The organism is Crinalium epipsammum PCC 9333 (assembly GCF_000317495.1).
Taxonomy (GTDB): Bacteria; Cyanobacteriota; Cyanobacteriia; order Cyanobacteriales; family PCC-9333; genus Crinalium; species Crinalium epipsammum.
Genome location: NC_019753.1, coordinates 557774 through 570770 on the forward strand (window position 1 = coordinate 557774; position 12997 = coordinate 570770).

Here is a 12997-nt window from a genome sequence, read left to right on the forward strand (position 1 = left end):
ATGTAGTATTTTCAGAGGATAGCGGTATAATTTCAGGGTTTGTTGCCTTTTACTATCGCTCAACCCAACCTACAATTATCCTTAAAGCCCAGCTAAAACCGCCTTCATTTTCGCATCAGCAAATAACTTCTGAGTATCAGCAATTATCCGCTTACCCCAAAGATTTTGCTTAAGATACGCCACATCAGCAAACTGCTTATCTAACTTCAAAGCTTGCGCTGCTAATTGCACACCTTTGTCTGATTCTCCTTTAGTATACATTGCCACAGCTAAAGCTAATTGAGGTTCCGCTTGTTGAGAATCAACCTTAACCACCTTCTGCCATTGTTGGATAGCTGCCTCAGTTTCTCCCATTTCATAGTTAATAAAACCGATATTACTAATAGCTGCTATTAAATTTTCATTAATACTTAAGGCTTGCTTGTAGTCAGAAAGTGCTGCACTATAATTTTCTTGAGTATGGTAAACAAAACCCCGATTGAAGTAAGCCTCAGCAAACTTAGGATTAATCTTAATAGCTTGATTCCAATCAGCAAGTGCTAATTCCCATTTTTTCTGGTTAGAGTAAACAATCCCCCGATTGTAGTAAGCCTCAGCATACTGAGGATTGATTTTAATCGCACTATTGTAATCATTAATAGCTAAATCCCACTGCTTCTGGTTGACGTAAACATTACCCCGATTGTAGTAAGCCAAAGCATCGTTAGGGTTAATTTTAATCGCACTCTTGAAATCATCAATAGCTTTATCCCACTGCTTCTGGTAGGAGTAAACTTCACCCCGACTCAAGTAAGCAGAAGCATCACCAGGATTGATTTTAATCGCACTCTTGAAATCATCAATAGCTTTATCCCACTGCTTCTGCTCTTGGTAAACTAAACCCCTAACACTGTAAGCACCAGCATCATGAGGATTGATTTTAATAGCAGTAGTGAAATCATCAATAGCTTTATCCCACTGCTTCTGGTTGACGTAAACTAAACCCCTTAAACTGTAATCATTAGCATTATTAGGATTGATTTTAATAGCAGTAGTGAAATCATCAATAGCTTTGTCCCACTGCTTCTGCTGGTCGTGAACTCTACCCCTTAAACTGTAAGCATCAGCATACTGAGGATTGATTTTAATGGCAGTAGTGTAATCATCAATAGCTTTATCCCACTGCTTCTGCTCTTTGTAAACTAAACCCCTAGCACTGTAAGCAAAAGCATCACCAGGATTGATTTTAATGGCAGTATTGTAATCATCAATAGCTTTATTCCACTGCTTCTGCTTGTAGTAAACTAAACCCCTAGCACTGTAAGCCCAAGCATTATTAGAATTGATTTTAATGGCAGTATTGTAATCATCAATAGCTTTATCCCACTGCTTCTGGTCGGAGTAAACATCACCCCGCATCAAGTAAGCATTAGCATACTGAGGATTAATTTTAATAGCAGTATTGTAATCATCAATAGCTTTATCCCACTGCTTCTGGTCGGAGTAAACACCACCCCGCATCAAGTAAGCATTAGCATACTGAGGATTGATTTTAATGGCAGTATTGTAATCATTAATAGCTTTATCCCACTGCTTCTGGTTGACGTAAACATTACCCCGAATCCAGTACAAAGCAGCACGAGGACTGATATCAATCCCTTTTTGAATCGTCGCGATTGCTTCTGGATATCTTTTTAAATCGGATAAAATGCTTGTTTTTATAAAATACAGATTTGGGTCTTGAGGCTGAATTACGATCGCTTTTTCTATCGCTACTAATGCTTCATCCAGTTGCTTTAATTGCGTCAGCACTTGACTTTGCAATTTTAACGCTGGATAGTAATCAGGTTTTTTGCTAATAGCTGTAGAAATTGCCACTGACGCTTCTGAATATTTCTTCTGTGCATATAACACCAACCCGCGTCCATACCAAGCTAGATGAACAAACGCAGGTTGCAGCTTAATTGCTGCATCAAAAGCCGCAATTGCTTCATCATATCGACGTAACCGCCACAATTGATTGCCTCGTTGTAGCCATACCGAAGCTTTAGCATTACCTTGAGGAACACCAACTGTTAGTATTGTTTTCTTAACCGCATCTTGTTGTACTGCATTTAAATCAGGTGGTGGCGAGTTTTCTACTTTTAACAATCCCGAATTAACTTGTAGTCGATTTGCTATACCCAGAAAAGTTTTAGCAGGAATACCTAAACTATATCCAAACTGAAGTTTATTTAAATCACTTGAAGAGTCATCAATTGCGATTTCTCCTTCCGCAGAACCATGAATCCCTATCACTCTCCCAAGACTATCTAAAACAGCGCCCCCACTCATCCCACCATAAGTAATATTGCGATAAACTAACTCATATCCTCCGGTTAAAGAAATAGCACTTTCGGCAGCAACAGCACTTTGATTTCTACCCTCAACTCGATAATTTTTTACTCGTAATAATCCGACTTCTTGTTCAGAAATATCTCCAGGGCTAAAGCGCCACTGTGATTGCTTGTTACCAAACTTGGAATACCCCGTAACAAACGTATACTGCTCATCTTTCGCAGCAACATTCCCGATAGTTGCTACTTGATAGCTGTCATTACTATTAAACTGTACAACCGCTAAATCTACCCCCTCTTCTTTTCTCACTCTGCTATAATCTACCGAATAAATCTTCCCATCTGGGGTAACAATTTCATAGTTAGTTGAATTCTTGATGACATGAGCGCAAGTCAGCACATAATAAGTATTATTCTGTTTAGCAATAATAACTCCTGACCCACTATCTCGGTCGTCATTTTTATTATTAATTCTCACAGTAAACTTTCGAGCTTGTTCATTTAATTGCCCTAACCATCCGGTTAACTCTGGTTCATTATTAACATCTGGAATTGAAATAGGTGGTTGCGGAAAAGAATAAGCCCTAGCAAAATCTTGTGGTAACTGTGCTAAAAACGTTTGTAAAGAAATGCCCCAACTAGAACCCCGCAGTTTTTGAACTTCTGCTGGCGTAGGTTTAGCATTATCTTCATAGACATAACCACTATTTAAAATCGGATAACTGCTGCGTCCATTAATGCCAATTAATTCCCCATATTCATTTAAAATCGCCCCGCCACTCATGCCTTGCACCACATTACTGTTATAGCCAAGTCCATAGCCTTGTTTTAAACTGCGTTCCGGTAGGTAAGTAATCTTTCCTGGTCGATAAACTAACTTTCCACTCTCACCAGAAAATCCCACCGCCAAAATATCTCCATTCATTCTCGGCAGATTTGAAGGGTCATATTGTGCAATAGAATATTCTTTATTACTGGTAAATTGTAATAAGGCTAAATCATAATTTCCTAATTTACTATTTGGCACTAATTGTGCAGTATAAATTTTTCCGTCAGGAGTACTTATTTGAAGATTTTTACTATTATCAACAACATGAGCATTAGTCAAAACCAGATAAGTTTGTTGTTTTTTCGCTATTAGTACCCCGGAACCGCCATTATTTCCTGAACTAATTTTAACCGTAATTTCTGCGGCAATTTTTTCTTTTTCTTGTAATGGTATAGGTGGCGGAACATCATCTGGAGCAGTTAAGTTAGGTTGTTGAGCGTAAATAGCACTTGCTGTTATTACAGGAGTTGAAAGTAATAGTAAGCAGCTAATTAATGTCAATGTGCGGTTATTCATAATAAAAGATGAAAGGTTATAGAATCTGTTTGTTGAGAGTAAAACAAGCTGAAATTAAGCAAAAGTCAACGCGCTCATTATGCCCGCACTACATAGTTACCAGGCGCTCTGCCTAGTAACAAGGGGAAACCTAATTATTTAGAACTGGTTGGGATTTCAATCAAGGGAGCCTTCTGGAAATAACTATTCACAGAAAGAGTTCTTTTTTGACCCGAACTTTGGTTAAATATTTTTGAAGCTCTTCCTTCAAAAATTCCTAATAAGTGTGCTAGAACTTCATCAGGATTATCATGCGGTTTAATAGTAAAAACTTGATTGTTACTATCACAAGATTCTCCCTGAGACGCGAAAGCACAAATTACTGGATAATTATTTACCGCGCCAGTTGCCAGAAAATTAAAACGCCCTTGATTAGACAAGTTCTGTATTTTCTGTGTAACAGCTTGGCATCTAGCTTGCGGATTCCAGCGATAAAAATACTCAGATTTCCAACCAATTAAACGAATATGCCCTTGACGTTCAGGTATCCACGCTACAGTGGTGGGAATATTTTCACCGCTAGTAATATCTAACATAGAACGGCAATAAAATGTGACTTTATCTGGCTGAGTTTGGCTAAAACTTGGAGCCGCATTTAAAGTTAAAGAAATTGCTGTTACCAAAACAGATAAGTTGCGAATCGTCGATAATCTCATATTTTTCTTCTAGTAAAAAATGTTTGGTAGCGGTTAGCGATTAGCTTTTAGCTGTAGAAATGAACTATAGTACGTCGCTACATTACCCCGTGTATCTCTCAATTAAAATTTGGGAGAAAGTGTACCTACCCATACTAGCTCTCCACTTTCTTCCTCCATTGTGCAATTCGGAACCATAGTTTCTACTAAACGAAAAGCTCCAAAAAACAACATATTTACCAACAAAAGCCAGAAAAGTTGGTGAACAGCTTCAATAATTCCTTTGAGCGTAACTTTGTTTTGTTTCATACCCCTCTTCTGTCACCTTCCTCTCTTGAGCAAGTAGTAAAATTAACGGCAAGCTGTACTAAGGGTTCCACCAAAAAATAAGTCAGAAGTCAGCAGCATTTTAGTAGTGTTTTAAACACTTTAATTTATTCATCAATCGCTTTCAACTTCATACGCTCATTCGGACTCCTGAATACTGACCCCTGCATTCTTATTCAAATTCACAAATTTACGAAATTACCGATTAGCTATTGCCCGAAAAGTATAGTTACCTGATTCTTGCGGAAGTGAAGTAGTTGCTAATACCATATACACCCCATCATCAGGTAAAGTCGTCACAATTTGAGCGTTAAAATTACCTGGTGCTTGGTCATCATTTTCCGCTAATTTGACAGAATTTTTATCACTATCAGATTCTTTGACTTGCAGCAAAACTAAAAAGGGATTTAACTCTTTGCTCTTCATTTGCAAGGTAACTTTTTCACCTGCCTTACCTTGAAATATATAAATATCGGCATACCTACCATCTTCCAAACGATTCTTTCCTTCTCCTAAATTTCCTGTAATTTCTTGACCATCTAGTGCTATTTCTTGTGGTGGTAACGGCGCTTGCTCTTTAGGTAAAGTTGATCTGGGAGAAAGATTATTTTGCCGTACAGCCTTTAGAAAAGCTTGTATTCTATTTAAAGAAATCGCAAAATTTATATTTGTACCTGGTGCGAAAAAACCACTTCTGTTTCCTTGTTCATCTTCGACATCACCCAATATCCCAGAAGTATTTACTCCAATTACTTGACCTTCAGAATTAAATAAGGGGCCGCCAGAATTTCCATGGTTAATACTAGCAGTGTGTTGAATCATGCCTTTTTTTGGGTCGAGGCGACTAATATTTCCTTGAGTAAAAGTATTGTGAAAATCTTCATCTAGTGGTGTACCAATTGCATAGACGCGAGCACCCACTTTGAATGAATTTGGTTGACCTAAAGCAACTGTAGTTAATTTCTGAGGTCGAGCAATTTTTAAAACCGCTAAATCTAAACCACCCTTAGCAAACCCAATTACATCGGCTGGAACTTGTTTGCCATCAAAAAATTCTACTGTGACTACACTGGGCGCACCAGCGACGACGTGGGCGTTAGTGATAATATATCCGTCCTTACTGACAATAAAACCGCTACCATGTCCGTTGCCTATCTTAATGGTGACAACCGCAGGATTAACTCGTTGATATATACGAGTCGCTTGTTGTTCGTCACTGCTTTGGGCTAGAACACGCGCATCGGGTGTGTTAATTAAGGATGGCATAGCAGTTACACTTAGCAAGCTGATGGTAGCGAAAAGTGCTGTGCTGGTTTGTTTGAGCCGTTGAGAAGTAATCATTTCTTAGTTAGAGTAGTGGTGCTATAAAGATTACGTTCTGGTTGCGATGTTTTTACGCAACTTACGTCTGCGGGTCAAGGAAAATTTTTAATTGCTAGGCAAGACTGCTAATTTTCTTGACTGCAAACTACTCTACTTGGTTAATGTATAATTTCTGCGTTTGGTGTCAAAAGTTTTCTTAAGGCTGCGCTTAGGCGATATTTCCTTAACTGAGTGCAGTTTGAGGAGTGCGATCGCATCCCTTGTATATTTGCTTGGCTAGTTTGGGTGTAAACAGTGAGAACTAATACGGAGTGCGAGTAAAGCGCGATCGCCTGCAACTTTTTGAGTTTTGAATTAAAAAACAATATTGAATTAAACATTCAAACATATATAAAACAAGGAAAATTCTTAATTAAAATTTAAGAATTAAACCTTTTATGTCTAAGACTTAGCCACAGCGTTTATATGCAATCAGTGGTAATGCTCAAAATTTTCCTAAAGGTAGTGTATTAATCTCAGATTTAAGTAACTCTTGTAAAGATATTTTAACTTTTGCATAAATTGCTAATTGTGCAGCGATAAACCTATATAAACAACTTTATTGAGGGAAAAGCACAAATTAACAATTTAGTAGCCTTTGATTATTATCAACAAAAATCCCTAATTTTCCTTCAATTGGCTTTTGAAGGTTACGCCAATACTCTTAGTAGAGGTTAATGAATGAATATCATCCTAGTACATTGCCCTAATTGCGGTAGCTATGCAGAACGATACAGTGAGCCTCAAATCATCAGAACCGAATGTTTAAGATGTGATTACTTAATAATCAATTCAATTACTGGCAATGTGATCGAGGCTTATGCTCCTGGCTTATCTATCGAGCGAGCCGTTAATCTAGCTAAATCCTGACATGATCTTCCTCAGATTATTTATGAAAAACATGAGTAATCTCTGCAAGTTTGATTATGGAATCGTAAATTGCTGTCAGAGTTACAACGAGTGGCTAATCTTACTGCTTTCAAATAAAACTGCCAAATCTAAACATTTTTCTCGATTCAACCAGGAACCTATATGAAGAGAGATAATTATAATTTGCGAATGAAATGGATTATTTATCTCAGCAAATATTTTGTGCTGACCTGTATTATTTGCATATTTATCGGCTTGTTGTTATTAAGTTTTGGTGGTTTAGATTTTGTCACTCGGGCGCTTTTAACTGTTGGGCAATGGTTATGGCGTTTAGCAGTGGTAATCTTTTGTTTGATTAGCATAGCAATATTTTTCGAGTCTTGGGATTAATTTTTCTAAGAATTATCGTGCTTTAATGCCCCCTGAAGATGTCACAATGGAGACAAATCATTATCATTCCTCAAAGTTATAAGTAAGCTGGATGCTGATATGTGCGATCGCGCACGTTACAGCAGAGGTAGCTATTTATAATTATACTTGAGATCCAATGCTGAATTGGAATGCTGACGATTTGCGGATCTGGTTTGAAAGTGCAGGTTTGGTGGTTGAAGTGAAAGAGGAGCGATTACAATCCCAATTGCACATTACTTCTAGTTTAATAGAACGCTAGTTTGGAACGAATAGCGATCGCCCTACTTATGCAACTTATCTTAGTCGCTTGCTTTCTCCACAGGAAGTGGATACTGTCAAAGGCTTATTTAATCGCTACTTGCTCAATCAAACTGTATCTTGGAAGAACGCGATCGCTTTTATCCAAGCTAAAAGTAATAAATAAATAAATTTATTGTTTTAATAAATTGATGTTTCTCCAAAAATACTATTTATTCTCATTAGGGATACAAACAGATGGAGAGCAAAGCATCGTAAATTGAAATGTAGTCACTTCTTGGGAATTAAGGTTTATACGACGGATGGCATGATTATTACTATCTGCAATATAAAGATAGTTACAGGCAAATGCTAAACCAGATGGTTCGGAAAAATAGACATCTGTGCCAAAACCATCTTGTAATCCCGCTTTACCGCTTCCACAGATAGTTTGGCACTCTCCAGTAGTGGGGTTAACTCGTTTAAGTTTGTGATTGTATGTATCAGTTACCCATAGATAACCCGCACCATAAGTTATTCCCAAACAGTGTTGCAATCTGACATTTTCACCAATACCATCAACATCACCAAAGCCAAAAAGTTGACCGCTACCGCAAATAGTACGCACTATTGGAAAGTCCCCCAGGGTAACTGCACGAATCGAACTACTTTCACTATCTGCAATAAATAATTCATCTCCATTGGTGGTGATACCACTTGGTTGAGCAAATGCTGCAACTTCATATGAACCATCCACACAAAATTCTGCACCTGTACCTATAAAGCAATGTATTGTTTCTTGGGCTAAATCCATCATCCAAATCTGATGTGAACCTGCCATAGTAATGTAAAGTTTATCTTTAATCTTTACCAAGTCCCAAGGAGAATTCAAAGCGGTTTCTAAGGCTTTGCCACCGTGTGGAAATAAGTATCGACTTTGAGTTCCATTTCCAGCTATCGTACTCACCTGTCTCGTTTTCAAATCAATTTTTCGCAACAAGTGATTGACTGTATCTGCCACATAAATTACCTGTTGTTCATAGTCAAATACCATGCCCATCGGTTCACAAAACTGAGCAATTTCTAGATCTCCATCTACCCATGCAGGTGATCCGGTTCCAATTACAGCTTGCGTTTCACCATTCAAGGATGCAATCACAAGGCGATGGTGTCCGGTATCTGCAATAAATAGGGAATTACTTTGTTGACAAGCTATTACTTTTGATGGAAACGCTAGGGGAGAGAGGCGTAAGGTTTGATCTGGTTCTAGGTTTAATTGTAGAGATTCCTGATCAACAGTTCTTTGACCACTGCTTTCTTCAATTAACTGTTGTACTAAGTTATCTAAAAATTCTCGCTTACCTTCACCCGAAACTGTTGCTACTATATAACCAGTGGCATTAATTACGACAAAAGTAGGCCATGCTTTGACTGCGTATTGTTGCCAAATATAGCGATCGCTATCTACGATAACCGGATGCGTAATTCCGTAGCGCCAAACTGCTTGTTGAACGCTATCTGGATGTTGTTCATGCTCAAATTTGGCGCTGTGAACACCAATAATAGTTAGATACTTGCTGTATTTCTGTTCTAAATATTTGAGGTCAGGAATAACGTGCAGGCAGTTAATACAACTTTTTGTCCAGAAATCTATTATGACAATTCGCCCGCGCAGAGATTTAATTGATAGAGGGCGATCGCCCTCCCTTGCAGCTTCGCGATCGCAATTTATCCAAGTAAAATTTTGAGGCAGTTCTGGCGCTCTGACATTAACCATTAGCCCAGTTCCTTTTCCGATTAACTTATCTTGAAAATGCTTAATTCCTAACTGATTGGCTACCATGTCGAGTAAGCTCAATAGCTTGTCGCCATGAGTCCCGCAGTGTCGCCCGATGCTCGGCACTAATATGTTGGTTCAAACCGCTTTTCCACCTGCCACTGTTGTACAATCTCAGAACTATCCCAATACCCAACAGCTAACCCTGCTAAATAAGCTGCACCTAAAGCTGTAGTTTCCGTTATTTTGGGACGCACTACAGGCACACCTAAAATATCTGCTTGAAACTGCATCAGTAGGTCATTGCGTGATGCTCCTCCATCTACTCGCAGTTCTGAAATACCATCCAGAAGTACCTCCTGACAACAATCAGGCTGAACGTTCGCTCGGCTTAGCTGTTACTCAGCGGAAAGTGAGTGACGGTTCCAGGTGTTTGGTACGCTTTCAACATACTGCTAATTTATTTACTGTTGTGCAAGCCTGTCGTTGCCGAACTAGGTCAGTTAGTGATTTTTTTTTTCACAAGCTTTGCAAACTCAGTCGGATAATTTTCTTTTTTATCCATCTTTAGTTCCCCCATCTTAGACCTAAATCTTTACGAACGAGCTAACCATTCGGTGTTTAAATGCTAAATATCAAGCGTGCAATCGTATTAGTCTGGCAAAGTGCTTCGGGCTGGACTGTAATTCATGTTATTTTAACTACAATTCAGAGTATATTGCCTCTAGCGTTACTTTATATTATTAAACTCATTGTTGATAACATCGCCATTAGTCTTAAAATTGCCGATAAAACGCAGATATTTGATCATATTCTCTTCCTGTTATTCAATGCAGGATTGGTAATGTTATTAATAAATTTCAACGCTGTCATTTCTGAGCTAGCATCAACAACGCTATCGGAACGGGTTACAGATCACCTGCAAGTGATACTTTTTAAAAAAGCGATTGAGATTGATTTAGAGTCTTACGAAAGTCCCCTGCATCAAGACATCTTAGAACGTGCTAAGTGGGAAGCTCCCCATCGACCATCTCGGATGCTTAATAACTTGACTTCTGCGATTGCAAGCAGCATTTCACTGCTTGCAATCGCAGGGTTGCTCATCTCCCTACACTGGGGATTGCTCGGCGTTTTATTGTTCGCCTCAATTCCAACAATGGCGATCCGCATTCGGCAATCCAAAGTTTTGTACAAATGGCATCGCCATCAGACCGAGGTAGAACGGAAAGCCAATTATTATGGGCATTTACTCCTGGGAAATCACCCGGCTAAGGAAATTCGATTATTCAATTTAGGCAATCTGTTTATTGAACGGTTTTATAACATCAGGCAGCAACTGTTTCAACAGAAACTCGCAATTACTAAGCGGCAAGCCAGTACCCGCCTGCTTGCACAGGGCTGCACTGGAATTGCGATACTAGCAACCTATGGCTTTATCATTCATCAAACGATTTACGGGAAATTTCAGCTTGGCGATTTAGTTCTCTACAGCCAAACTTTTCAGCGAGGGCAAGGAGCACTCAAAGATTTGATTTCCAATCTTGCGGGTCTGCATGAAAATAACCTATTTCTTGCCGATCTATTTGAGTTTCTAGCCCTAAAACCTAACTTGATTGAATCCGCTCATCCCAAGTTAGTGCCTCGTCCAATGCAACAGGGCATTGAGTTTAAGAATGTCAGTTTTCGATATCAAAATTCCCCTCGCCAAGCGATCAAGCAGGTTAACCTCACAATTGCACCGGGAGAAATTATCGCGCTAGTTGGAGAAAACGGATCTGGTAAAACCACATTAGTCAAACTACTTTGCTGTCTTTATGACGTGACTCAGGGCAGCATTACGATAGATGGCATCAATTTGCGGCAGTTTTCGACAACCGATTTGCGCCGCCAGATCGGCGTAATTTTTCAGGACTATACTCGCTATCAACTCACAGTGGCCGACAACATCTGGCTGGGAAATATTGATCTGCCTCTAACCTCTGAAAAATTTACTCAAGCTGCCCGACAGTCCGGTGCTGATGCCGTGATTCAGAGTTTGCCGCAAGGATACGAAACCTTGCTAGGAACATGGTTTAAGGGCGGGGAAGAACTGAGTGGGGGGCAATGGCAGAAAATTGCTCTCGCTCGTGCTTTCTTGCGGGATGCCCAGTTGGTGGTGCTAGATGAGCCAACTAGCGCGATGGATGCGAAGGCTGAGGCTGAGGTGTTTGAGAAGTTTCGAGATCTCATGCGCGATCGCTCTGCACTTTTAATTACCCATCGCCTTTCGACTGTCAAAATGGCGGATCGGATTTATGTCATACATCAAGGGGAGATTGTGGAAAATGGTACCCACGATCAATTGATGGCACTACAAGGCACCTATGCCCATTTGTTTGAAACCCAAGCGAGAAATTATCAATGACAACTTTATCTCCCGAAGTTAGGGTTCTGCTTGCCTGTGTACGGTTTTATTTGCGTACGACTACAAAGAGCGAAGTGACTTGTTTACTGGCGTTAGATCTGAACTGGACAACTCTGCTGCAAACTGCGATCGACAATGGTGTCATGCCGATATTGTATCAGAGCCTCAAAGCGATCGAGGAGGATCTGGTACCGCGAGCGGTGATGGTGCAATTGCAAACGTGCAACCGCATGAATGGACTGCACAATTTTTCTCAAACCAAGGAATTACTAAAGATTTTGGCGCAGCTTGAGAAAGCTGGTATTGATGCCATTCCTTTTAAAGGACCGACTCTCGCAGCATCTGTTTATGGCAATGTGACGCTACGCCAATTTAATGATCTAGACATCTTGGTGAGGCAAAAGGACTTTTGGCAGGCGAAAGCCGTTTTGGTCGCCCAAGGTTATCAATCTAGTATCTCAGAAGTAAACGAAATTGAGATGTTCAATCGCTCTCTTCAAATCTCTTTGTCACAGAGTACCCCTGAAGTGACGATGTTAAATCAGCGATTTCAACCCTCTTTACTACACAGCAACCCAGAAAGAAGTATTGATTTACACTGGGGAATTCCGCCCAGACGAATTTGGAAGAGTGATCGGTTTAAGCGGTTTTGGGATAATCTATATCTGATCGATTTGATGGGTCAGCCAATTAAAACCTTCTCTTTGGAAACAACCTTAGTAATTCAATGTATAAATGTTGCTAAAGAACCTGGGAGGCGATCGTTTAAGCAAATCTGCGATATCGGTCAAATCATTCGAGCTTATCCTGATTTGAATTGGCAATCAGCCCTGGAACTGTCTTCTGAGTTACGTAGTCAGCGATTATTCTTAATAGGACTCACTGTTACCCGTAAACTTCTACATATTCCCTTACCCCAGTTTATGCTAGAGATGCTGATGAGGAATCAGCCAAGCGACGAGAGTGTTTTTGAGAACGATACCTTAGGGGAAAGCTTGTGTCTACGTGCTCCTTCAGGTGGACTCCAAGTCTGGTGGTGGGAATACACACATCAACTCAAAACTCTGGATCAATCATGGGATGGGCTATTTATCACTGCACACTATCTACAATCGTTTTTCAGAATGGGGCTGTCACCGAGTGAACGAGATCGCGAATTATTGCCGCTCCCCAGTGAATTATTTTTTCTCTACTATATAATTCATCCCATCCGATTGCTAACCAAATATTTGCCATTAGGTAAATCATTCGTAAGGGGAAACAAACCTTAGAAAA

Annotated in this window: 10 protein-coding genes and 2 pseudogenes; 5 read left to right on the plus strand and 7 right to left on the minus strand. The window is 39.7% G+C overall.

Going from position 1 to position 12997, the window contains the following annotated elements; all coding sequences use genetic code 11:
• Positions 1-81: 81 nt before the first annotated feature.
• The 5 genes from CRI9333_RS02335 to CRI9333_RS26445 form a co-directional block, all read right to left on the minus strand.
• Positions 82-3660 carry a serine protease gene (locus tag CRI9333_RS02335; RefSeq protein ID WP_015201584.1) on the minus strand — a complete coding sequence of 1193 codons (3579 nt, stop codon included), beginning with the start codon at positions 3658-3660 and terminating at the stop codon, positions 82-84.
• A 134-nt stretch (positions 3661-3794) separates the two neighbouring features.
• Positions 3795-4355, minus strand: a complete 561-nt coding sequence (locus tag CRI9333_RS02340) for a COP23 domain-containing protein (RefSeq protein WP_015201585.1) — start codon at positions 4353-4355, stop codon at positions 3795-3797.
• A 102-nt stretch (positions 4356-4457) separates the two neighbouring features.
• A complete protein-coding gene (locus CRI9333_RS02345) occupies positions 4458-4643 on the minus strand; it encodes a hypothetical protein (RefSeq protein ID WP_015201586.1) in 186 nt (61 codons plus the stop codon).
• 216 nt (positions 4644-4859) lie between these two features.
• The gene (locus tag CRI9333_RS02350) at positions 4860-6002 is read right to left on the minus strand and encodes a S1C family serine protease (RefSeq protein ID WP_015201587.1); all 1143 of its coding nucleotides are present in this window, start codon (positions 6000-6002) and stop codon (positions 4860-4862) included.
• A 140-nt stretch (positions 6003-6142) separates the two neighbouring features.
• Positions 6143-6364: a hypothetical protein gene (locus tag CRI9333_RS26445; protein WP_157462238.1), complete on the minus strand. Its 222-nt coding sequence runs from the start codon at positions 6362-6364 to the stop codon at positions 6143-6145.
• 340 nt (positions 6365-6704) lie between these two features.
• Here CRI9333_RS26445 and CRI9333_RS27560 point away from each other — a divergent pair, with 340 nt between their 5' ends.
• A complete protein-coding gene (locus tag CRI9333_RS27560; protein WP_015201588.1) occupies positions 6705-6893 on the plus strand; it encodes a hypothetical protein in 189 nt (62 codons plus the stop codon).
• Positions 6894-7440: 547 nt separating this feature from the next.
• Entirely contained in the window at positions 7441-7563 is a 123-nt protein-coding gene (locus CRI9333_RS27990) for a hypothetical protein (RefSeq protein WP_269667505.1), read from the plus strand.
• Between the two features lie 207 nt (positions 7564-7770).
• On the opposite strand, the gene CRI9333_RS02360 is transcribed toward CRI9333_RS27990, so the two are convergent.
• Positions 7771-9318: a thioredoxin-like domain-containing protein gene (locus tag CRI9333_RS02360; protein ID WP_041226258.1), complete on the minus strand. Its 1548-nt coding sequence runs from the start codon at positions 9316-9318 to the stop codon at positions 7771-7773.
• A 40-nt stretch (positions 9319-9358) separates the two neighbouring features.
• Positions 9359-9659 (minus strand): annotated as a pseudogene (locus CRI9333_RS28250) (FGGY-family carbohydrate kinase); the annotation flags it as partial.
• A gap of 2 nt (positions 9660-9661) precedes the next feature.
• On the opposite strand from CRI9333_RS28250, the pseudogene CRI9333_RS27570 reads away from it, so the two are divergent.
• The 3 genes and pseudogenes from CRI9333_RS27570 to CRI9333_RS02370 form a co-directional block, all read left to right on the plus strand.
• A pseudogene (locus CRI9333_RS27570) lies at positions 9662-9903 on the plus strand (IS66 family transposase); the annotation flags it as partial.
• A 40-nt stretch (positions 9904-9943) separates the two neighbouring features.
• Positions 9944-11722 carry an ABC transporter ATP-binding protein gene (locus CRI9333_RS02365; RefSeq protein WP_015201591.1) on the plus strand — a complete coding sequence of 593 codons (1779 nt, stop codon included), beginning with the start codon at positions 9944-9946 and terminating at the stop codon, positions 11720-11722.
• Positions 11719-12993: a nucleotidyltransferase domain-containing protein gene (locus CRI9333_RS02370; protein ID WP_015201592.1), complete on the plus strand. Its 1275-nt coding sequence runs from the start codon at positions 11719-11721 to the stop codon at positions 12991-12993. The genes CRI9333_RS02365 and CRI9333_RS02370 overlap by 4 nt, the downstream gene beginning before the upstream one ends.
• Positions 12994-12997 lie beyond the last annotated feature (4 nt).